This is a genomic window from Klebsiella sp. X13 (assembly GCF_003323835.1).
GTDB lineage: Bacteria > Pseudomonadota > Gammaproteobacteria > Enterobacterales > Enterobacteriaceae > Klebsiella > Klebsiella ornithinolytica.
Genome location: NZ_CP030874.1, coordinates 1,725,758 through 1,748,184, shown reverse-complemented (window position 1 = coordinate 1,748,184; position 22,427 = coordinate 1,725,758). Strand labels below are relative to the sequence as shown.

Genomic DNA, 22,427 nt, shown 5'->3' with positions numbered 1-22,427 from the left:
ATTATGCTACTCCGACCATTCCATCACAGGAGGGCCAGCACAACAACCAGATGTCTCTGAAGTCGCTTTTTGTTTACACATTAAGCGTGTTTCAGCAAATCAGCATAACCATCTGATTTATATTGATTAATATTTATCTAAAATAGACTTATTTAATCCGCAGGGCTGTCTACAGAAGCATGCAACATCGCGGACTTAAGCCACATACTTCTGTAAACCCTACATTTTCACACTTCTGAAATCCGGCAGAGCCTATTTACGCGAGTAACTTCTTAATGCTCTCGCGGAATTTCGTGCCTTCTTTGTGGTTACGCAGCCCGTAGTTTACGAAGGCCTGCATATAGCCCATTTTTTTCCCGCAGTCGTAGCTATCGCCGGTCATTAGCATCGCGTCAACGGGCTGCTTCTTCGCCAGTTCCGCGATCGCATCGGTCAGCTGAATACGGCCCCATGCGCCAGGTTGAGTCCGCTCCAGCTCGGCCCACACATCGGCGGAAAGCACATAGCGTCCTACGGCCATCAGATCGGAATCCAGGGTCTGCGGTTCGTCAGGTTTCTCGATAAACTCGACGATCCGGCCAATCTGCCCTTCTATGTTCAGCGGGTCTTTAGTCTGGATCACGGAATACTCCGACAGGTCGCCGTCCATTCTCTTGGCCAGCACCTGGCTGCGCCCGGTTTCATTAAAACGGGCCACCATCGCCGCGAGGTTATAGCGCAGCGGGTCAGCGCTGGCATCGTCCAGCACGATGTCCGGCAGCACCACAACGAACGGATTATCTCCGACGATCGGGCGCGCGCAGAGAATAGAGTGTCCCAGCCCCAGCGGCTGCGCCTGGCGTACGTTCATGATAGTCACGCCCGGCGGACAGATTGCCTGTACCTCAGCCAGCAGCTGACGTTTAACACGCTGCTCAAGCAGCGCTTCCAGTTCATAGGAGGTATCGAAATGGTTTTCCACGGCATTCTTAGACGAGTGGGTAACCAGTACAATTTCCTTGATGCCTGCCGCCACAATCTCGTCGACGATATACTGAACCATTGGCTTATCAACGATTGGCAGCATCTCCTTCGGAATCGCCTTGGTGGCCGGCAACATATGCATCCCCAATCCGGCTACCGGAATAACTGCTTTCAAACTTGCCATTCTCATATCCACCCATATAGTGATAAATCTTCGATACCCGCCTGATTACAGGTTCCCCTGGTATCAATCTATGATATTACCGTTTTGCTATCAGTCCGACTTCCAGCAAAATTCCGAAACTACATGTTTCATCAGAGAATACACTCAAAGTATTAGCTCCGACAGAGCGGTTTAAGAAAATTCTGATGACTCAGGAGTCATATGGCGCGCTGCCTCAGGATTTTCATCTGCACTTTCTTCACCCGCAGGACTTATCGCTGTATTCCCGGCAGAGAATACTGCAGAAGAAGCGTTTGGATAATGCGTAAAATGCAGAAAAAAAGAGGGTTTATTCCCATGAACACCAGGACATAATTCATAAAAATAATCTGCAGACACTATTTTCAATAGAAAATAGCGCAGAAAGCTCACCGCTGCGCTCATCATGCCCTCCTTCACCTGTTGCCCGCTATCCATGTCATCCATCGGCACTGGCTTTTACACCTGATTAAAATCTTCTGATATCGTCTGATTAAACAAGATATTTTGCAAGCCACGACATTCAGTAGTATGAAAACCTGGATCGCTACGATTGAGTGATTGAATCGGGTGTTTACACCTCTGCTTCTGAATCCGTCTGATTTTCATACTTCTGTTTGGTCAGAAGGGGCAATAACCGGCATTATTGATCCGGTGCACTCTCTGCAAGTTTATATTCGGTCGTCCACAGTCATATCTTTTATTAATAAGCTTATTTGCATAAAAAATAAGCGCGCACGGCTATAATTCATGCAGTTTAATATTGCCAGCCGCGGCATTTCTCCCGTCCCCGCGCCAGCCTGACGTCATAAGACGAGAATATATTGCAATTTATCGGTCGCTTATCCATGATCGTCGGATGGCACTCTCAGGTAGTATAGGTTTTAGCGAATGATGGAATGGATTGCCGACCCCTCAATTTGGGCCGGTCTCATAACGCTGGTGGTTATAGAGCTGGTCCTCGGTATTGATAACCTCGTTTTTATCGCGATCCTCGCGGAAAAGCTCCCTGCGACTCAGCGTGACCGCGCGCGGGTGATTGGCCTGCTGCTGGCGATGCTGATGCGTCTGCTGCTGCTCGCCTCGATCTCCTGGCTGGTCACCCTGACCAAACCGCTGTTCTCCTACCACGATCTCAGCTTTAGCGCGCGAGATTTGATTATGTTGTTTGGCGGGTTATTCCTGCTGTTTAAAGCGACTGTTGAGCTCAATGAGCGACTGGAAGGCAAAGACAGCGATAATCCGGTTCAGCGCAAGGGCGCGAAGTTCTGGGGAGTGGTCGCTCAGATTGTGGTGCTGGATGCCATCTTCTCCCTCGATTCGGTGATCACCGCCGTCGGCATGGTCGACCATCTGGCGGTGATGATGGCAGCGGTAGTTATTGCCATGAGTTTGATGCTGCTCGCCAGCAAAGCGCTGACGCGTTTTGTCAACAGCCACCCGACTATCGTTATTCTCTGTCTGAGCTTCCTGCTGATGATTGGTTTCAGCCTGATTGCCGAAGGGTTTGGATTCCCCATCCCGAAAGGTTATCTGTATGCGGCCATTGGCTTCTCCGTCATCATTGAGTCGCTGAACCAGCTGGCGCTGTTCAACCGCCGTCGCTTCCTCTCCGCCAATCTCACGCTCCGCCAACGCACAACCGAAGCGGTGATGAATCTACTTAGCGGGCATAAAGAACACGCCGAGCTCAGCAGCGATACGGCCGCGCTGATCGACAGCCAGGCCGATAACCCGCTGTTCAACCCCCAGGAACGCCGGATGATTGAGCGGGTGCTTAATCTCAACCAGCGCACCGTCAGCAGCATTATGACCTCGCGCCATGATATCGAGCATATAGACCTTAGCGCCCCGGAAGAGGAAATTCGCGCCTTGCTGGAGAAAAACCAGCATACCCGACTGGTCGTCACCGGCGGAAATGATGATGAAGATCTGCTCGGCGTGGTTCACGTCATCGACCTGCTACAGCAATCGCTGCGTCATGAACCGCTCGACCTGCGCGTCCTGCTTCGTCAGCCGCTGGTGTTCCCTGAGACGCTGCCTCTGTTGCCAGCGCTGGAGCAGTTCCGCCATGCCAGGACCCATTTCGCCTTCGTGGTGGATGAGTTTGGTTCCGTTGAGGGGGTAGTGACCCTGAGCGATGTGATGGAAACCATCGCCGGCAATTTACCCAACGAAGCTGAAGAGATTGATGCCCGCCACGATATCGCAAAAAATCCTGACGGCAGCTGGACCGCCAATGGGCATATGCCGCTGGAAGATTTAGTGCAGTACATCCCCCTGCCGCTCGATGATAAGCGCGAGTATCACACGATTGCCGGTCTGTTGATGGAAAATCTGCAGCATGTCCCCGAAGCGGGAGAAGAGGTGAAAATCGGCGACTACATCGTACGTACGCTGCAGGTCGAGAGCCACCGGGTACAGAAAGTGCAGATTATCCCGCCGCCGCCGCGGGAAGATGAACTGAGCTACGAAGTGTAATCCCCGCAGTCGGCAGATACGCCCCGCTGGCGCTGCGCTTACCGGGGCTACAGGGAGAGTCCGCTCAGGTAGCCCGGATAAGGCATTAGCGCCGCTATCCGGGCCGGTAAAGTCGCTCCACCGGTCAATCCCGGTTAGTGTTTCTCAAGCAACTTCTTCACTTCTTTCCCGTCCTGGCTGTTTTTATTACGTTCAATCCAGTCATTAAGCCGCTGTTTAGCTTCATCCTGCAGCTGTTTACGCAGTACCTGGTCAACCTGCAGACTGTAGCTCAGCGCCTGCCATTTCCCGTAGATACGCAGCGGAATCGCGGTCTGTTTGAGCTTGTCGATAAGCTTGCTTTCGCCTTTCCAGCCGCCCAGCACGCGCACGTTAAAGCGCATATCGCACTCTTCTTTCAGCAAATTCAGGTCGCCCTGCCCGGTCAGCGCCATCATCTCTGATTGCCCCTGCAGGCTATGTAAGGTGACCTGTCCCTGCGCCAGCTGCAGCTCGCTGCTCATGGCATCGAGGCGGGTCGCGTTGTCGTAATTTTCCTGCGCCTGCACATTGGTGCTGCGCTCAACGGCCTGCTGCACGAGCTGCTGGAAGTTAAGCCCTTCAGTGCGGGTATTCGCCATCTGTATCTGCGCATCCCCTTGCCAGCGACGACGGAAATCGTCGGCATCAATTCTTTCGCCGGAGAAATCTCCGCTTAAAGAGAGCTTACCGGTCAGATTGAGCGAATAGTTAAAGGCTTTCAGGATGGTGGCAATCTCAACGTTATCCAGTTTGGGCTGGAAAGAGGCTTGCGAGGTCTCTCCCCGCGCGTCGAGGGTGCCGGGCAACGATATCAGGCCGCCATCCAGTTCGCCCTGAAGCTGGTTGATGGTCAGCAGTCCGAGCTGATTACTGATGTCGCTTTTCACCTGAGTAAAGGTCATCCCACGCCACTGAAGCTGGTCGGCCGTCAGCGCCATATGGGCGGTAAAGCCGCGCAGGCTGTCGTAATCTTCCTGAATATCGCTGTCGGCAATCACCGGGCGCAGCTGCCTCGGCTGGCTTTGTCCCTGCTGGCTGACGCCAGAGTCCGTCGCCGGTGAACCGTGCGTCAGCAGACTGTCGAGGTCAAGAGTCGTGGCGTGAAGATTGAGATTCCAGTCGGCCCGGTCGCCTAAAATCACGCTGGCGTTGCCGGCAATCGTGCTGCCGTTCGCCGTCAGATTGAGGTTATCGAAGCTCAGCTTTTTCTCGTCTTCCTGCCAGTTCGCCTGCATACTGCCCTGCCCGCTCACCCCGTTAGCCGGCAGCTCGGCGCCGCGCAGCTGCCAGTCGAGCCGGGAGATGTCAGCCTTCAGAGAGTGCGGATAGTCACCGCCCTGAACCTCAGCAGTGAAAGAGAGCGCCAGATCGCGCTGATCGCGGTTGATTCGCCCGGCAAAGTCGAGGGTCGCGTGATGATGCTCATCTTGATCCATCTGCAGACGAATATCGCGCACGGTCACCTGTTCGCCATCTTCATGCTGGAAAAAGAGGACGCTGTCCACCACCTGCAGCTGCCGCACGTCGTAGGACCAGCCGCTGTCTTCCGCCACCAGCGGCAGCGGATTATCATGAGGAACCACCGGCGCATCCTGGCCGCGAACAGCCTCGGTCTTCGGCGTCAGCTGAATGACCGCGCCCTTGAGCATCACCTGTTTGACCTGCAGCTGATGGGAAATCAGCGGCATAAGGACGACATCGAGACGCATATTGTCCGCGCGCACCACCGGTTCAGCCGCCCCCGGCGCCGTCAGCGTCATGCGGCCGGAAAGAATACTCAGCTGCGGCCAGACGTGCCAGCGCAGCGGGCCATCGAGTTCGAGCTGATAACCGCTACGTTCCGCCACCTTATGCACCATATAGGCGCGAAAATCGTTGGGATTGACCAGCAATACCAACGCGGTCAGCCCGGCGACAACCACCGCCAGCAAGATCATCAGCGTCGTCAGAATTCGTCTCATGGCACCCTCAGTACACCGCTTACGTTATCAATCCTTGTCGATTCGGCTCGCCACCGCGCCCTGCTGGTCGCGATATTTGGCGTCTTCACGGCGGTTATAGGGCCGTGCCGCAGGGCCTGACAGCGGTTCAAAACTCAATGCGCCGATCGGCATCCCCGGGCGCAGCGCCAGCGGCAGCTTGCCGGAGTTAAAGAACTCGAGCACGATGCAGCCAGACCAGCCGGGATCGATACGGTGAGCGGTGACGTGCACCATCAGCCCCAGACGCGCCAGAGAGGAGCGTCCGTCCAGCCAGCCAACCAGATCGGCCGGTAGCGTCACCGACTCATAGGTCACCGCCAGCGCCAGCTCTCCCGGATGCAGATAGAAGGCTTCGCCTTCCGGCAGCACGATCTCTTCGCTCATCACCCGATCCAGCGCCGCGGTCACTTCCGCTTTTGGCCCGCTCAGATCGATAAAGGGCGCAGTGTGGCCGCGAAACGTGCGGAATTTATTCCCCAGCCGAACGTCTACGGTCGCGCCGTTAATACGTTCAATGGGCGGGCGCGGGCTGATAGATAGCCGCCCCTCATCCAACCAGGCTTCTATATCTCGGTCGCACAGACGCATGAGCTCTCTCCTTTATGGCATCGCGCCCCTACACCTTCCGGGGCTAAGGGCAATTTGGGTTCTCTTTGCACGTTACACAATTCGTCTGTGTTATTCAAAGAACTGGCTGATTTTTGCCTTCAGAATATCAATCGCGATGCGGTTTTTACCGCCGCGAGGCACAATAATGTCGGCATACTGCTTGGAAGGGTCAATAAACTGCAGGAACATCGGACGAACCGTTTTCTGATATTGCGCCATCACCGAGTCCATCGAGCGCCCGCGTTCATTCACATCGCGCTTGATGCGGCGCATCAGGCAGATATCCAGCGGCGTATCAACGAAGATCGAGAAGCTCAGCTCATTGCGCAGGCGAACATCCGTCAGCAATAAAATCCCTTCGAGGATGATCACTTTCTTGGGTTCAATGTGGATCGTTTCCGGCATACGCGTATGTTCAACGTAGCTGTAAACCGGTAATTCAATCGGCTGGCCGCTTTTCAACATCTGCAAATGTTGAAACAGTAAACTGTGATCCATCGAGCTGGGATGGTCATAGTTCGTTTTAACACGCTCTTCCATCGACAAATGACTTTGATCTTTGTAGTAGCTGTCTTCCGGAATAACGCCAATATGTTCATCACCAACCTGTTCACGCAATTCGCGATACAGCGTGCTGGCGATAAGACTTTTTCCCGAAGCCGATGCGCCGGCGATACCTATAATGACGCACTGATGAGACGTATCAGTCATAACTTTTTTGCGACCTGATTAACCTGGATGTATATACACATAACCCTTCGAGCTGCCGCCGCGTGACTCGGCTTGCAGCCTCGCCCCTGTGGGGTTTGTTCAAAACGCTAACGAGTTTTGAGGCGCATCTCGAATAATTTCATGTATTGGAAGGGTGACGTTTGACCGTCAAACGCGGCAATTATAGGGATTTCAGCGCGTCGATACCAGTGATATGCACCCTGCATGGCTATTCCTCAGTCGGCGCCCATCCTTCGCTATACCAGATATGCAACAACGCATAGGAACGCCACGGCTGCCAGCGGCTGGCGTAACGGGCAATGCGCGCCGGGGTCATACCGCTAAACCGCTGCTTAATCAGGTAATCATCCGGCAGAAAAATGTCCTTCGCCTGCCAGCCGCGCAGGGCAAAATAGCTGGCGGTCCAGCGGCCGATACCGGGCAGCGTTTGCAGCTGTTTCATCCCGGCCTCAATGTCGTCCGGCGCCACCAGCGGCAGCTGACCGTCAATCACCGCCTGCGCCAGATGGATCAGGGCCTCGGCGCGCCGCAGCGACATCCCCAGCGCTTTAAGCGCTAACGGATCCGCTCGCGCCAGGCTTTGTGGTTCAGGAAAGAGCCTGTATTCCGGCGCCTCCGCCAGCGTTTCCCCGTAAGCCGCCGCCACTTTTGCCGTCAGCTTCGCCGCCATCGCCACGCTGACCAGCTGCCCCAGCACCGCGCGCACTCCTTGTTCAAAGGCATCAAGCGATCCCGGCAGGCGCAGCCCAGGACGCGCGCTGGCCAGCGCGCCCAGCGTCTGGGCCACCCGATGCGGGTCACAGGCTAAATCAAACAAGCGCGCAACCCGGTCGTGGCATGCATCGGCCACCGGCTGCAGGCCGTCAGATAAGGTTACGCGTAATCCCTGCGCCGCCATATCGGGCTCAACCACGATCAGGCCGCGATGGCCCGCGAGGGAAAAGCTGCGGGTGTAACGCCCCGCGCTGAACGTTTCAATACCCGCCACCGCACGGGCGCTTAGAAAACCGAATATCCATTCCGGGTCGTAGGGGGCGTGCCAGGGTAACAGCGTCATCATTTCTCCTTCTTTAATTGCCTCAATGATAGACGCTCCACGTCCGACATACCTTGCTTTTAAATTCCAGTTGTCGCCGTGGCGGCAATCCGCTAAAGTCGCCCCCCTTCTTCACTGGCATGGGGATTTTTCAGGTCATGTTTATTGGTTTTGACTACGGAACCGCCAACTGTTCGGTTGCCGTAATGCGCGATAACCTTCCGCAATTGTTAACGCTGGAAAACGGCAGCAAGCTGCTGCCATCAATGCTGTCGGCGCCGACCCGCGAAGCGGTTAGCGAATGGCTCTATCGCCATCATGACGTGCCGACCAACGGCGCTGAAAACCAGGCGCTGCTGCGTCGCGCCATCAACTATAACCGCGATGAAGACATCGACGTCCTCGGCAACAGCGTCCAGTTCGGTCTGGCCTCGCTGCATCAATATGTCGACGATCCGGAAGAAGTGTACTTCGTTAAATCCCCGAAATCGTTCCTCGGCGCCAGCGGCCTGAAGCCGCAGCAGGTTGCGCTGTTTGAAGACCTGGTATGCGCCATGATGCTGCATATTAAACAGCAGGCGCAGACCCAGCTTCCGGAGACGATTGACCAGGCGGTAATTGGCCGGCCGATCAACTTCCAGGGGCTGGGCGGCGATGACGCCAATGCCCAGGCGCTGGGGATCCTCGAGCGCGCGGCGAAACGCGCCGGTTTCCGTGACGTCGTTTTCCAGTTTGAACCGGTTGCCGCCGGGCTGGATTTCGAAGCGACGCTCAGCGAAGAAAAACGCGTACTGGTCGTCGATATCGGCGGCGGCACCACCGACTGTTCGCTGCTGCTGATGGGGCCGCAGTGGCGGCAGAAAGCCGATCGTCAGCAAAGTTTACTCGGCCACAGCGGCTGCCGCGTCGGCGGGAACGATCTCGACATCGCGCTGGCCTTTAAATGCCTGATGCCGCTGCTGGGGATGGGTGGCGAAACTGAAAAAGGGATCGCCTTACCGGTGCTGCCGTGGTGGAACGCCGTGGCGATCAACGATGTGCCGGCGCAAACCGATTTCTACAGCAGCGCCAACGGTCGTTTGCTCAATGACTTGCTGCGCGATGCCCGCGATGCCGATAAAGTGGCGCTGCTGCTGAAAGTCTGGCGCCAGCGTCTGAGCTATCGCCTGGTGCGCAGTGCGGAGGAGAGTAAAATCGCCCTCTCCGCGCAGGAGCAGGTGACCGCCGGGCTGCCGTTTATCGGCAATGAACTGGCCACGGCTATCAGCCAGCAGGGACTGGAAGCGGCGTTGAATCAGCCGCTGACGCGTATTATGGAGCAGGTTCAGCTGGCGCTGGACAACAGCCGCGAAACGCCGGATGTGATCTACCTGACCGGGGGGAGCGCCCGCTCACCGCTGATTAAGAAAGCGCTGGCGGCCCACCTGCCGGGTATTCCGATCGCCGGCGGAGATGATTTTGGCTCCGTTACCGCCGGTCTGGCCCGCTGGGCGCAGGTCGTTTTCGCTTAACGTTCACGGGGCAGCCCTGCCCCGTTTTCCTCTGTGGCTTCTCCTCCCGGAACGCCACCGCCGAAAATCGCGCCATGGCATAAATCAGCTTCCCGGAAATGGGCTCTCGCCAGGCAAACATGCGCTCCCTGCGGTTTTATCATCGCCCTGCTTTCCCGGCAGTAGCGTTTTATATCGCAGCATAGCCAGAGCGACATCATGTTACCCCGTTTGGGGCTCGTCATGCCAGATACCCTCACCGCGCATTCCTTGTCTGACGCGGCGTAGCGAACAGGTCTGGCCAGTATGACCTGCTGCAAATAACGCTGGTACAATCTCCCCGCCCCCTGCAGAATGCTGTGCCGTCTGAAACTGCGCTTTTATTTCCCGACATCCGGGGGGACCGCCTGTGCATGTCGCAGACATGATTGATTATTCCAGTCACCGTTATTCATCCATGCCGCAGGGGGGAGTTTGAATCGTATACGCGCCGTTCCTGGCTTCGCCGCGTCGTTCGCCTGGGGCTACAGAGTGCTCTTCTGGGTCGGCTTTAGCATTGCGGCCAGCCTGTCGTTTTCTTCCCCCGTCGCGGCGCAAAGTCGTCAGATTGGCATTGATATTCCCGTGCAGTGGGTGACCGATATTGACGGGTCGATGACGCTGGAGGCGTTTCTCGCCCTGCCGGAGAGTAAGCTCAATTCGGGGCAGCGCATCCCCTCATTTGGCTACTCATCGAAAACGTACTGGTTTAAGAGCCGCCTGCCGGCGGCCGATTTTGACGGTGAATCTCGCTGGCTGCAGCTCGGCCCCTCCTTTATCGATCATCTCAGCGTTTTCTATCGTCCTGCCGGCAGCGATCTTCCGTGGACGCACAAAGAGTTTGGCGACCACGCCTCGACCCGCGATAGCGACCTGGACTATCGTGAAAGCGTTCTGATCTTACCGCCGCCCCCTGGCGACGCGGGATACGAGATGGTTTTTCGCCTGCGCAGCAGCAGTACCCTGCTCCTGCTGGCGACGCTCTCTTCTCCACAGGAGTTTGTCAGCACCGCAACCCGGGATACCGCATTCTGGAGCTTCTATTTTGGCCTGGCGGCGATCGCCAGCGGAATTGCCCTGTGGCTTGCCTTAGTGTTACGTCGCCGCCTGCTGTGGGGAATTTGCCTGTTTTCCCTCAACTATCCGCTGGTGGCGGCGCTACACGGCTACCCGGAATGGTTTTTTGGCGATGCCGTTCTCCCCGTGCAGGATGCGATGATCAGCTACCTGTCATTGCTCAGCTACGCCACCGCGCTGTGGTTGCATAGCGAGGTTTTTGATCTTAAAAACAATATGCCGCGCCTGCACCGGCTGCTGCTCGTTGCTATTGGCGTCAATATTGTGCTTCTCGCCAGCGTGCCCCTCGGCTTTTACGGACAGGCCATGCAGATCGAGGCGGCGATGTTCTTTATTGCCGCGCCGATTCTGCTGATCACCTCATGGCTGCTCTGGCGACGCAAAGCCATCGATTTAAATACGCTGCTGTTGGGACTGCTTCCGCCCGTCTACGTGGCCTCCGCCGCGCTGGTGCTTCTCTCGATACACGGGGTGATCCCTTTTCATAACACCATCTATTCCGCCTGGCAGTACGCGCTGATTGTTCATATTGTCACCGTCCTTATCATTGCGGTCCTGCGAGTACGGGCCGAAAATCGCAGGCTGGTGCAAAAACAACAGCTGACGCGCGAACTGCAGATCGAACGCGAAGCAAGCTTTCATCAACGTCAGTTTATGGGGATGGTGGCGCACGAGTTCAGAACGCCGCTTTCGGTTATCCAGGCCGCGCTGGAGAACCTGCGCCTGTGCTCTCCGGAGCCGGCGCAACGGCCGCGCCTGGACCGCATGCAGCGCGCCACCACGCGTCTGGTTCAGTTAACCGATAACTGTCTGGCCGATGCCCGGCTCTCATCCAGCGCGCTGCATGTCGATAAGCAAAATGCCGATCTGCTAGCGGTCATTCGCATGGCGGCAACAGTGGTTGAACTCTCGTCAAACCATTTTCTGACGATCACCCTGGCCGGGCGCACCGTCGACGCGACGACCCGTTCGCCCCCCCTCTTTGCCGATAGCGCGCTGCTGTGCATTGCGCTGGCCAATCTCCTGGACAATGCGGTGAAGTACACGCCGTCCAGCGAGATTGCGATTGCCATTCGCCCAAACGCGAACTGCTGTGAAATTGCGATCCGTGACCAGGGACCGGGTATTGCCGTCGATCATATCGACCAGATCTTTGAGCGTTACCGGCGCGGCGCAGTCCGCACCGCGACGCCCGCCGGCACCGGTCTTGGACTGTATGTCGCCCGGCAAATCATACAAGCTCACGGCGGCGAGCTTTGGCTGGCCAATAACGGTCCGACGGGATGCGAATTTGCGCTCACGCTGCCCCAGGATGACCTACCACAGCAGAAGGGTAAATCATGACATTACGCGTGGCCATCATTGAAGATAGCGCCGATCTCCTCGATGAACTGCTGGCCTTCCTGCGCTTTCGCGGCTTCGACGCATGGGGGGTACACAGCGCGGAAGCCTTCTGGCGGCAGCTGCATCGTGACCCGGTGGATATTGTACTGGTTGATATTGGCTTACCTGGCGAAGATGGCTTCAGCGTTCTGGACTATCTGCATGAGCTTGGCGAGTACGGGCTGATTGTGATGACGGCCAGGGGGCATGAGCAGGATAAACTGCAGGCGTTCAATCTTGGCGCAGATTTCTATCTCATCAAGCCGGTGAATTTTTCCGTTCTGGCAGAGACCATCCATGTGTTGGGCGCCCGGCTGATGCAGCAACACCCCGGCTCCCCGGTCGCGGCCCCCGTAGCCGAGAAATTAGCCTCTTCATCCTGGGTACTGCAGCCGGAAAACCTGGTGGCGCCGTCCGGCATAGCGCTGCCGCTGACCCAGCAGGAGCATCGGATGATGGCGCGCTTAATGCGCAATCCAGGCGAGGTCTGTCGCAAGGTCGATCTGCACGCGTTTCTTTTCCCCGATGAAGTTGAGGCGGAGCTGCACCGCATTGACGTGGTGATCAGCCGACTGCGCAACAAAGCGCGACTGCACGGCGTAACGTTGCCCATCCGGGCCATTTTTGGCAAAGGCCTGGCGTTTATTCCCTGAGGTTTCTCATCGCCGTCGTGCCAGCAGGCAGACGCACTCTTCGCCAGTTTTATTATCCATAAGTTATTCATTTTGCTGTTGTTGTTAATTTTTCTTATTTTTTGAGAGAAATGAGAGAAATGAGACTGACAGTGAATTAAGAATTTTCTTACATTGACCTCATGCCGCAATGTCGTGACCGAAATCAGCCATGCTGCGGAAGGGGAACGCGCCCCCCTTTCGCACTAGCCAACCTGCGGACAGGCGGGGTTTAACCCTGCCAGGGTTTCGTTCAAGGCGGCGACGTTACGCGAATATTCTCTGCGGCAGACGCCGCGACGCTAGCAGCTTCACGCGGAATAACAGAATAATAATATTCGCATTCACGCCGAGGCGTATTTATCACAGCATAAAACTCAGTTAAGGATTATTCATTATGGCCTTACAAACGTGGCTGGCCTTATTGCTATGCCTGTTTTTCCTCGCTGTCTCCGTTTACAGCCTTATTTCTTATATAAAAGACAGGAGAAAAGAGCGTATTCCTTTCGCGAACAGAAAAATGCGCAGAAAATAATCGTGGCAGCCTCCTGCCACTGCCGTCGTGGTTATGAAAGGTTATTCTTCCGTTCGTAAATACGATATTCCTGAGACACGGCAATTGCCGTAAACGCCCGAAAGGTTGCTCGCAGCATGGCTATATGCCAGTGCCGCAGGATAGTCACGTCATGAGAAAAATAAATATCGCGATTATCAGCCGCAACACCTTCCTCAGGGCGTCGCTAATGGCAATTATCCACGATCTCACCCGGGCCAGCGACGCCCTGACGATTGAGTTCAGCGGTCACTCCAGCGAGTTGTCCGCGCAGGACATCATCATCGCTGAGATTCTCCCGGGTGAGATTCACCTCTGTAATACCAGCATTAAAAACCGTAAGAAAAACAGTTCAGTGATCATTTTGCACCGCTATGATGAGCTGCCGGAAAAGACGCGGATCGTCAACTGCCTGAAAGATGTCACCTTCGTTCCCGTCAGAACGGTCAATATTGACAGCCTGAGTGAGATTATTGGCCGGGCGCTCGCCAGGAGTGAAGAACCGGAGTCAAAACGGGCGCTCGACTCAACATCAATATGCGCCAACTGCCCGCACAAAAGCCTGTCGCCTTCGCAGGTCGTCGTTGCCCATGGTCTGATGAATGGCTTTGATATTGGTAAAATTTCCGCCCTTCATCAGCTCAGCCCGAAGACCGTGATTTATCATAAAAATCAGATCATGGAAAAATACGGACTGAATAATCATTATGACTTCTTTCAGTTCATTAGCGTGTTAAAAGAACGCGGATAAAATCAATCAGCGCATCTGCACGCACAATTGAAACAGGGAAAATTAGGAATTCAACGGGTTGCTCAGGTTATCCGTTCTGAAAACAAGCTTACCCGCGGGAAATAACTTCTCATCCACCGTAGCTAACCGATAAAATTATTCACCACCCGGGTATAAAGATACTGCCGCGTATTTTTGTACCATGAAAATAATAGGTTAATCGGGGTGGATTCGTTTCGTCACATTGCCCCTTGCGTGCCTGTTGGGGGCCTCTTTTTCCGCAACATTTTCCCGCGCTATACGAGAGAACGCCCTCCGCGAAGAGGGCGTTGAGCAATCAGGCCTGCACCTGCTGAGGTTGCGCTTCCGGCTCCTCTTCCTGCAACAGCCCTTCGTTTTTCGACAGCATCGCCGTGGCAATTCCGTTGCCCAGCACATTGATCGCCGAACGGCCCATATCAAGGAAATGGTCGATGCCCATCAACAGCAAAATCCCGGCGACGGGGATATTGAAGCTCGGGATCGTGGCGGCCAGTACCACCAGCGCAGAACGCGGGACCCCGGCAATCCCTTTTGATGCCAGCATCAAGGTCAGCATCATGACGGTAATTTCGCTAAAACTCAGCTGGATGTTATAAGCCTGGGCAATAAACATCGAAGCGAACGAGCAGTAGACCATCGACCCCACCAGGTTAAAGGAGTAGCCAATGGGCAGCACGAAGGAGACGATGTTGCGCGAGCAGCCAAAACTGACCAGCCGCTCCAGGGTCTTCGGATACGCCGCCTCAGAGCTGCTGGTGGTGAACGCCACCAGCACCGGATCTTTGAGCATGTTGAGCAGGCGGAAGACCTCTTTTTTCAGCACCATATAACCTACCGCCAGCAGCACCGCGCTGGTCAGCAGCACCGCGATGTAGTAGCCGCCGATAAAGGAGGCGTAGTTAAGCAAAATGCCCATCCCCTGCGAGGCGATAACCGATGAGATGGCGGCAAAAATAGCCAGCGGAGCCACGTACATCACATATCCGGTGACCTTCAGCATGATATGAGAGACGACGTTGAGCGCGGCGACCAGCGGCGCGTTGAATTTCTCCCCCAGCGAGGCCCCGGCGATGCCGAAGAACATCGAGAACACCACGATTTGCAGAATTTCGTTGTTCGCCATTGCCTCGGTAATACTGGTCGGGATGGTGTGAGACAGGAACCCTTTTAAGCTCATTCCGCTGACCGCAAGGCCGGTATCCACCGACTCTTTAGGAATCGCCAGGTTTAAGCCTGCGCCGGGATGTTCAATAGTCACAATCACCAGCCCGACCAGAATAGAGAGGATCGACGAGGTGATGAACCACACCATCGCCTTACCGCCCACTCGCCCGATAGTCGCGGTTTCTCCCAGACGCATAATCCCCACCGTCAGCGTACTGAAGACTAATGGCGCAATGACCATCTTAATCAGCCGCAAAAACATGTCGGTAAAGAGCGTAATATTTTCTGCCCATGAGGTAATTGTGCCCGGAGAGGCATACGCATGAATCACCGCGCCGGAGAGGATCCCCAACAGCATGAAAATAACGATAAACAGCGTGAGTTTGTTTGCACTTGCCACAACAATGAACCCCTGATTTATTTAATGTATTGATTTTAATGCACATATGTTTTTTTTATCCGTATGCATTAAACATTCACCACATAAATTGAATAAAAGACGCAAGGGTTACAACTCTTTTTTAGTTATTTATCTCTGCAGTTGATAAAACTGTTGATGCATATCAATCCTCATCCACTCCGCGGCCGCCGCCGCGGATTCTGACGCCCGATGGCTGAAGTCTCCCGGCCGCCCGTTTTACATCGCCAGCCCCCCGCCGCCGGCATAAGGCTGCTTGCCGACTATTTTCATCACCTCGGCGCCAAAGGTGACAAATGGCGCCCGCCGGCTGGCGTAAATCAACCCGCCGACCTGTGGACGGACCGATTGAATCATATCGGTGAGAGGGTCAATAATCTCGGCCACCACCTCATCGGCGCTGACCCACTCGCCGGGCTGTTTCAACGGTACGAGGATCCCGCTCGCCGGCGCGGTGACAATCTCTCCCCCTGAAAAGGGCAACATCAGCGTCTCCTGCTGTGGGACCGGCGGGCATGCGCCCGCCAGCACGCCGCGGTATTGCAAGTAACGGTACAGACGTTCGGCATCCTCACGGGCCAGCGCGTGATTCACATCCTGCTGACCGCGCAGCTCCACGGTCACCGCCATACAGCCAGGCTGGCCGTGCTGCCATTGCGGAAAGCGGGCGGCCAGGCGATGCCAGGGCAACCCGCAGGCTTCATCAAACGAGTAACCGCCGCTCTCTTGCGACAGCAGTACCGTTTCAATACCTAAAAAGGCAGCCACCACGCCGGCCTCCGCCTGCCAGGCCGGATCGGCATACAGGTGCAAAATGGCCCGATCGTCGCAGTGCAGATCCAGCACCACGTCAGCATCACAGGCCAGACTCAGCAGATGGTGGCGTAGCGCCTGAACTTCGCTGCGCAGCGGTTCGGCGGCCAGCGCCTCACGCATCGCCTCGCGCACCTGCTGCAGGTATGCTTCACGGGTCAGCGGTTCATCGGCGCAGAGATACCGCTGCGCAAGGGGGGCCAGATCGGGAAAATCGCGGTTAAAGTTGCGACCGCTCGCCAGGTCAAATCGCCCGATACCGCCGTTGAGCACCACCTGAGCCAGGCCCGGCGGGTTAGCGACCGGGACGAGGATAATTTCACCGCGCAGCTCGGCGCGCCGTTCCGCCTGGTTGAGTAATCTTTTAAGATAATGCAGAACCAGCATGCCCGGGATTTCATCGGCGTGCAGTCCCGCCTGGAGATAGATTTTTTCTCCACGGCCGGGTTCGCCAAAGTGAAAATGGGTTAATTGCCGCTGCCCACTCAACGCATGTTCAGGTAAGGTATAGTGTTTAATTTTCATTGGACATCCTATCTGTGGAAAAGAAAGCCCGGCTTGACCGTATCGATCACAAGATCCTTGAAATCCTGCGCCGGGATGGCCGCATTTCTTATCAAAAGCTCTCGGAGCAGGTAAACCTCACCGCCCGTCCCTGCCTGGAACGCGTACGTGGCCTTGAGCGTGACGGCATTATCCGTGGCTACAGCGCGGTGATTGAACTCCCCGAACCGGAGCATGCCTTCGTGGTGCAGGCGCAAATTGCGCTGGCCGACCACGGCCGCTCACAGCCGGTATTTGAACAGGAGATGCGCCAGACGCCGGAGGTGCTCGACTGCTGGCTGGTCAGCGGCAGCTTTGACTTTCTGGTGCGTATCGGCTGTCGCAGCATGGCGCACTACTGCCAGCTGGCCGACAGCTGGCTGACCAGCAAAAAATTTCGCGTCGATAAAATCGTCACCCTGACGGAACTGCAGTCCATCAAACGCTCCTGATCAGGGGCGCTTGATAAACGCCAGCCAGCGTCGTTCCGCCCGCGAAAAGAGGTAAATCAGCAAAAAAGTGCACACTAAATAGAGCGCGGCGGCCATCAGGAACGGGATAAACGGCGAGTAGGTAATGGCATAGAAGGCGCGCGCCACGCCGGTGATATCCAGCAATGTCACGGTACTGGCGAGCGAAGTGGCGTGCAGTAAAAACACCATCTCATTGTTCAGCGCCGGGATCCCGCGCCGCAGCGTAGCGGGCAGGACCAGCCGGCGAATAATCTGCCACTTAGTCATGCCATAGGCTTCCCCGGCCACCCACTCCTGACGCGGAAACGTCGCCATCATCCCCGCCAGCAATTCCGCGACATACGCCGCGGTGTTCAGCACCAGCGCCAGGGTGGCGCAGAAGGTTGCGTCGCGGAACAGCAGCCAGAACGGCCGATCGTTTTGCCAGCCCAGCTGGACGATGTCGAACTGAGACAGCCCGTAATAGATCAGCATCAGCTGCAGATAAAGCGGCGTGCTGCGGAAAAACCAGGTGAAGCCGCGCACGGGCCAGGCCAGCAGGCGCGGACCGTAGGCCTGGCCAATCGCCAGCAGCACCGCCAGCACCATGCCGGGCGCCAGGGCGAGCAAAAACAGCTCCGCCGTCATCGCCAGCCCGCTCGTGGAACCGTTGCCGTCACTCCACAGATAGCCCGGTACCGCCTCGATAAAGGTCTGCAGATTCATTGCGTCGCCCCCGCCGTTGACGAACGCAGGGCGTAGCGCTTCGCCAGAAGGCTAAACAGCCAGCTGGACAAGGCGGTGATGACCATATAAATCAGCGAGACCAGGAAGTAGAACAAAAAGGGTTTCTGCGTGGCGCGCCCGGCCTGTTCTGCCAGCCACACCATATCTTCTAAACCGAGAATGGAGACCAGCGCCGACGCCTTCATCAAACCCAACCAGTTATTATTGATGCCTGGAATGGCAAAGCTCAGCATCTGCGGCAGCATAATCCGCCGGAAGACCAGCCACGGCCGCATGCCGTAGGCTTCAGCCGCTTCGGTTTGTCCCCGATCGACGGTGAGAAACGCGCCGCGAAACGTCTCGGTGTAATAGGCGCCAAACACGAAGCCAATCGCCAGCACGCCGGAAATAAAGGTATTAAAACGCACCGGCCCAAGTCCTGCCAGCGACAGCAGCGCGTTGACCAGCATCTCGCCGCCAAAAAACAGCAGCAGCATAATCACCAGCTCCGGAATGCCGCGCACCAGCGTGGTATAGCCGGTGGAAAACCAGCGCAGCCAACGCGGTCCGAACAGCTTAATCAGCGCATTCACCAGCCCCAGCAGCAGCGCCACCAGCAGTGAGACCAGCATCACGCACAACGATACCCCCGCGCCGCGTAACAGTAGCGGTAAATAATCTGCAACCATATTCTGTCTTCCACCCGTTGCGTAAAGGGGCGCCGCTCGCCGACCGCGCCCTCCCCTTTACGGCTTAATTGCCGTAGATATCGAAGCTAAAGTACTTTTTCTCAATCGCGGCGTAGGTGCCGTCGGCGCGGATCTGCTTGATGGCCTCGTTGAGGGCGTCGCGCAATGCCGGATTGTCTTTATTGACCGCAATGCCGACATCAGACGAGATGCTGCCGTCGCTGATAACCGGGCCAGCGAAGGCGAATTTTTGCCCGCGCGGCGTGTCAACAAAGCTGGTCGCCGCCTGGATATTATCCTGTAAGGAGGCATCGATACGCCCGGAGAGCAGATCCAGATAGACGTTGTCCTGGTTGGCGTAACCGACGATCTTCACGCCCTGACCGGCCCAGTGGGTTCTGGCGTAGGCTTCATGGGTTGAGCCGGTTTGTACGCCGACGGTCTTGCCCTTAAGACTGGCGGCCTCCGGCAGCAGCGGACTCCCCTTGCGCGCCACCAGCTGCGCCGCGCTGCGGTAGTAGCGGTCGGTGAAATCCACTTCCTTCTTACGTTCGTCGGTAATATTCAGCGAAGCAATAATTGCATCAAATTTATGCGCATTCAGCGCGGCGATCATGCTCTCAAACGGCTGCTTGACGAAGACGCACTTCGCTTTTAGCTGCGTACAGAGCGCATTGGCAATGTCGATATCAAAGCCGGTGATCTCGCCGCTGGGCGCCAGCACGTCAAAGGGCGGATAGCCACCGTCAACGCCGAAGCTGATGGTGTCAAACTGCTGGGCGGCGAGCGGCGCGCTCAGCGCCATACAGGCCAGTAAAACGGTAATGTGTGTTTTCATATTCTGTTACCCCTGATGTCAACGACGTGGCTAAAAACGCAGTGAAAGGCAGGTCAGGCCGCCATCCATTTTCTTAAATTCGCTGGTATCGAGTTGCACAACCGGCATCCCCAGCTTGCTGATTTCGCCCAGGGTATAGGGGTACCCCTGAGGCGTAATTAATGTGTCGTTGATCCAGAGCGTATTCCCGGCGTACGACTCCTCCTCCGGGATCACAATGGTATTGAACCCGCTAAACGCCGGGTGATTGACGTACCCTTCCGTCAGCAGCAACGTATTGCGTCCGACATAGTTGACGATGGACTTCAGGTGCAGCCCGGCGCTCACGTCAATGGACGTCACCTGATAGCCATGCGGCTCAACGGCAGCGGCAAACTCGCGGATCCCCTGCTCATCGGTACGCGCCGTCTGGCCAACAAAGAACTGTTTACCGACCAGCAGCACGTCGCCGCCATCCATATGACCCCGCTCACTCATGTGCACCAGTGGACGAAAACCGGCAAGCACCGGCGCTATCGATGCCACTTCCCCCTGGCGACTCGGCGCGCCGGGATGAGTGATGACCGCCAGTTCCGGCATGACGACCGCGGTATCTTCAACAAAGTGGGCATCCGGATAATCCGCGGCCGCAGGCAATACGGTCACTTTCAGGCCGAGCTGCAGCAAGGTTTCGACATAGGCGAGGAACTGACGCGTGGTGCCGGCAATATCCGGCGCGCCGAGCCGGGCGGTGGTTTGACCGGCGGCACAGGTTGCGGCCGGCAGGCGGGCGATAGCCTGGTTAAAATGCATAGAGAACCCTCAGGTGACTAGTGATCGTTGTTGTTCCCGACATGCCGGTAAAGCAACGGGTTTTCTTGATTATCAAACAGATGTTGTCACCAGTCCGGCTGAATAGCCGGCCACAAAGGTCAATTTACGCTGTATATTGCCGGGGAAACGACGCATTCCGCTGTCGGGTGACGGGCTCTTGCCGAAGGCTAGCGCGGCGCGTTTGCCGCCGGATGAGAGGGAGAGACGGGAAGGAGCAGCGCGGTGAGTTTTTCGATCGGCATCGACCGGTAAAAATACCATCCCTGAATTAACGCATTTTCATCGAAGGATTTGACGAACTCAAAATCCGCTTTACTCTCCACGCCTTCAAAAACGATTTGCTTATTCAGCCTGCAAACGACATCAAGAAGCGAGGTCAGAATAGCTCGTTTATACTCATTCTTAAGTCCGTTGACGAAAAATTTATCCAGTTTTATCTCATCATAAAACACTTCGGTTAACCACTGCAGGTTTGAAGAGCCGGTGCCGAAATCATCGAGGGCGATGCGCAATCCGCGGTTCATCGCCTGTAAAGAAAAGGCGGCGATTTTTTTATAGTATTCGCCGCTTCTTTCGGTAATCTCAATTTTAATCTGCTGAGGGCGAATACCTTTATGTTGCAAAACCCGCAGGAGATTATCTAAATAAAGCGGGTCATTAATTTCATATTTGCCGATATTAATCGCGAGGGTAAAGCGGGCGTCGGCGAGCAGAATGGTTTTCAACTCGCTGGTGGCCTTCTCCATCACCAGCTGCGAAAGATCGTGGTAAACACTCAGCTGTTCGGCCATTGAAATAAACAGCTCCGGAGAGATGTGACCATAGCGCGGATCATGCCAGCGAACCAGCGCCTCTACGCCGACTATGCGTTCATTTTTAGCGCACACCAACGGCTGATATTCCATGTAAATGCGCTGATTAATAATCGCTTTTTTTAAGCGAAACTCCAGCGATCGCCGTTCGCTGAGATAGCTCAGAATGGAATAGACAATCGCGGCGCCGAGAATAAAAGCCGCGCCCACCATGAGGACGATAAGGAGCGGAGAGAGGGACAAAAATCCCTGTTTTCGCTCCGTCAGATGAGTGCAAATATCGAATTTACTGCTGCATAAGCTAACGCTTATCGACGACCTTGCCCCGATCGCGGATTTCATATTATTAAGAAAAACATGTTCACCGTTCAGGCTGGTTAAAGAAAAATTAAAACCGTGGTGCTGGCGGGAAAATGTGCTAAAGGCAAATGATGAGGTAAAGGAAATAATATTGCCTTGTTGGGTCATATCGAGAACCACCCCGTACGGGAGATAGTTTTTTACGCCCGGGTAAATACGGTATCCATTCGGTACGACATATTTTTCGGCGGGGAGCGGCAGCGGTTTATCCAGCCTGCCCCAGTTGGCGGTGCAGGCCAGCTTACCGTTCTCCACGATGCCAATGTCTTCCACGCTGGCATACTTCCAGATAACCTCTCGCAAGGCCGCGATCGCCTGTTTGTTACAGCCATCAAGATGTCGCTTCTGCGCGTGATCAATAGAAGAGATGATTTGCGTGGTCACATCTTCGGCGTGGGCGAGAAGCTCATGGCTCAACGTATCAAGCTGAGCGCGCTGGTTGTTTAACATCACAGCGTTGGTCAGCAAAACGGAAAGGAGCACGGCGATGCCGCCGCCCGTCAACAGCCATTTCGTCTTATGGATAAATTTCATCGTCTCTGCACAACTCCTGGTGGATGCCGGTATTCGCGTGACAAATCCGGACACCCGACGTACCCGTCCCTGCAGTACAGATCTATAATCTTGATAATAATGGCGTCAGGGCGGTTATACCAGACATGAAAAATCGCCTCGTCCAGCCAGAACCTGGAGCAAACGCGCAGGCTACGGCGAATGACGGGTCAGTTTTGCCCTCTTTTTTAGCCTAACCAGCTCATCGAAAAGCGTTTTATCCAGACATATCTCAA

20 protein-coding genes are annotated in these 22,427 nt (G+C 55.7%); 7 read left to right on the top strand and 13 right to left on the bottom strand.

Features of this window, described 5'->3' with window-relative positions:
* Positions 1 to 256: 256 nt before the first annotated feature.
* Together galF and DSD31_RS26150 are read right to left on the bottom strand one after the other, a co-directional pair.
* Positions 257 to 1,147, bottom strand: a complete 891-nt coding sequence (galF, locus tag DSD31_RS08395; RefSeq protein ID WP_032717908.1) for a UTP--glucose-1-phosphate uridylyltransferase GalF — start codon at positions 1,145 to 1,147, stop codon at positions 257 to 259.
* A gap of 171 nt (positions 1,148 to 1,318) precedes the next feature.
* Positions 1,319 to 1,618 (bottom strand): hypothetical protein, encoded by a 300-nt coding sequence (locus tag DSD31_RS26150; protein WP_162786314.1) that lies wholly within the window; start codon positions 1,616 to 1,618, stop codon positions 1,319 to 1,321.
* A gap of 441 nt (positions 1,619 to 2,059) precedes the next feature.
* Here DSD31_RS26150 and DSD31_RS08390 point away from each other — a divergent pair, with 441 nt between their 5' ends.
* Complete coding sequence (locus tag DSD31_RS08390; RefSeq protein ID WP_065907404.1) at positions 2,060 to 3,646, top strand: TerC family protein; 1,587 nt, start codon at positions 2,060 to 2,062, stop codon at positions 3,644 to 3,646.
* A 134-nt stretch (positions 3,647 to 3,780) separates the two neighbouring features.
* On the opposite strand, the gene asmA is transcribed toward DSD31_RS08390, so the two are convergent.
* From asmA to alkA, 4 genes are all read right to left on the bottom strand, one after another.
* Complete coding sequence (gene asmA / locus DSD31_RS08385; RefSeq protein WP_113990949.1) at positions 3,781 to 5,628, bottom strand: outer membrane assembly protein AsmA; 1,848 nt, start codon at positions 5,626 to 5,628, stop codon at positions 3,781 to 3,783.
* Positions 5,629 to 5,655: 27 nt separating this feature from the next.
* Positions 5,656 to 6,237 carry a dCTP deaminase gene (gene dcd, locus DSD31_RS08380; RefSeq protein WP_004864592.1) on the bottom strand — a complete coding sequence of 194 codons (582 nt, stop codon included), beginning with the start codon at positions 6,235 to 6,237 and terminating at the stop codon, positions 5,656 to 5,658.
* A 90-nt stretch (positions 6,238 to 6,327) separates the two neighbouring features.
* Complete coding sequence (gene udk / locus DSD31_RS08375) at positions 6,328 to 6,969, bottom strand: uridine kinase (RefSeq protein ID WP_004864593.1); 642 nt, start codon at positions 6,967 to 6,969, stop codon at positions 6,328 to 6,330.
* A gap of 229 nt (positions 6,970 to 7,198) precedes the next feature.
* Positions 7,199 to 8,047, bottom strand: coding sequence for a DNA-3-methyladenine glycosylase 2 (gene alkA / locus DSD31_RS08370; RefSeq protein WP_113990948.1), 849 nt, complete (start codon positions 8,045 to 8,047; stop codon positions 7,199 to 7,201).
* A gap of 137 nt (positions 8,048 to 8,184) precedes the next feature.
* Here alkA and yegD point away from each other — a divergent pair, with 137 nt between their 5' ends.
* The 5 genes from yegD to DSD31_RS08350 all read left to right on the top strand — a co-directional run bounded on the left by yegD (position 8,185) and on the right by DSD31_RS08350 (position 13,990).
* Positions 8,185 to 9,537, top strand: coding sequence for a molecular chaperone (gene yegD, locus DSD31_RS08365; RefSeq protein WP_113991386.1), 1,353 nt, complete (start codon positions 8,185 to 8,187; stop codon positions 9,535 to 9,537).
* A gap of 510 nt (positions 9,538 to 10,047) precedes the next feature.
* On the top strand, positions 10,048 to 11,976 hold the full coding sequence (locus DSD31_RS08360; protein WP_113991385.1) for a sensor histidine kinase: 1,929 nt from the start codon (positions 10,048 to 10,050) through the stop codon (positions 11,974 to 11,976).
* Entirely contained in the window at positions 11,973 to 12,668 is a 696-nt protein-coding gene (locus DSD31_RS08355) for a response regulator transcription factor (protein WP_113990947.1), read from the top strand. Before DSD31_RS08360 ends, DSD31_RS08355 begins: the two co-directional genes overlap by 4 nt.
* A gap of 415 nt (positions 12,669 to 13,083) precedes the next feature.
* Positions 13,084 to 13,221 (top strand): small membrane protein, encoded by a 138-nt coding sequence (locus DSD31_RS26145; RefSeq protein ID WP_054829388.1) that lies wholly within the window; start codon positions 13,084 to 13,086, stop codon positions 13,219 to 13,221.
* A 151-nt stretch (positions 13,222 to 13,372) separates the two neighbouring features.
* Positions 13,373 to 13,990 carry a helix-turn-helix transcriptional regulator gene (locus DSD31_RS08350; protein ID WP_065906838.1) on the top strand — a complete coding sequence of 206 codons (618 nt, stop codon included), beginning with the start codon at positions 13,373 to 13,375 and terminating at the stop codon, positions 13,988 to 13,990.
* Positions 13,991 to 14,306: 316 nt separating this feature from the next.
* Here DSD31_RS08350 and DSD31_RS08345 read toward each other — a convergent pair whose 3' ends face one another.
* A complete protein-coding gene (locus DSD31_RS08345) occupies positions 14,307 to 15,533 on the bottom strand; it encodes a dicarboxylate/amino acid:cation symporter (RefSeq protein WP_155075235.1) in 1,227 nt (408 codons plus the stop codon).
* 279 nt (positions 15,534 to 15,812) lie between these two features.
* Entirely contained in the window at positions 15,813 to 16,931 is a 1,119-nt protein-coding gene (locus DSD31_RS08340; RefSeq protein ID WP_064359066.1) for a succinylglutamate desuccinylase/aspartoacylase family protein, read from the bottom strand.
* Between the two features lie 14 nt (positions 16,932 to 16,945).
* Between DSD31_RS08340 and DSD31_RS08335 the strand changes: the two genes are divergently transcribed.
* Positions 16,946 to 17,401: an Lrp/AsnC family transcriptional regulator gene (locus tag DSD31_RS08335; RefSeq protein ID WP_004864612.1), complete on the top strand. Its 456-nt coding sequence runs from the start codon at positions 16,946 to 16,948 to the stop codon at positions 17,399 to 17,401.
* On the opposite strand, the gene DSD31_RS08330 is transcribed toward DSD31_RS08335, so the two are convergent.
* The 5 genes from DSD31_RS08330 to DSD31_RS08310 form a co-directional block, all read right to left on the bottom strand.
* Positions 17,402 to 18,127: an ABC transporter permease gene (locus tag DSD31_RS08330; RefSeq protein WP_015583890.1), complete on the bottom strand. Its 726-nt coding sequence runs from the start codon at positions 18,125 to 18,127 to the stop codon at positions 17,402 to 17,404. It lies immediately after the preceding gene.
* Complete coding sequence (locus tag DSD31_RS08325; RefSeq protein WP_015583889.1) at positions 18,124 to 18,816, bottom strand: ABC transporter permease; 693 nt, start codon at positions 18,814 to 18,816, stop codon at positions 18,124 to 18,126. The genes DSD31_RS08330 and DSD31_RS08325 overlap by 4 nt, the downstream gene beginning before the upstream one ends.
* A gap of 64 nt (positions 18,817 to 18,880) precedes the next feature.
* Positions 18,881 to 19,654: an ABC transporter substrate-binding protein gene (locus DSD31_RS08320; RefSeq protein ID WP_113990946.1), complete on the bottom strand. Its 774-nt coding sequence runs from the start codon at positions 19,652 to 19,654 to the stop codon at positions 18,881 to 18,883.
* Between the two features lie 30 nt (positions 19,655 to 19,684).
* On the bottom strand, positions 19,685 to 20,446 hold the full coding sequence (locus DSD31_RS08315; RefSeq protein WP_032717915.1) for a dimethylarginine dimethylaminohydrolase family protein: 762 nt from the start codon (positions 20,444 to 20,446) through the stop codon (positions 19,685 to 19,687).
* 188 nt (positions 20,447 to 20,634) lie between these two features.
* Complete coding sequence (locus DSD31_RS08310) at positions 20,635 to 22,173, bottom strand: EAL domain-containing protein (protein WP_113990945.1); 1,539 nt, start codon at positions 22,171 to 22,173, stop codon at positions 20,635 to 20,637.
* Between the last annotated feature and the right edge of the window lie 254 nt (positions 22,174 to 22,427).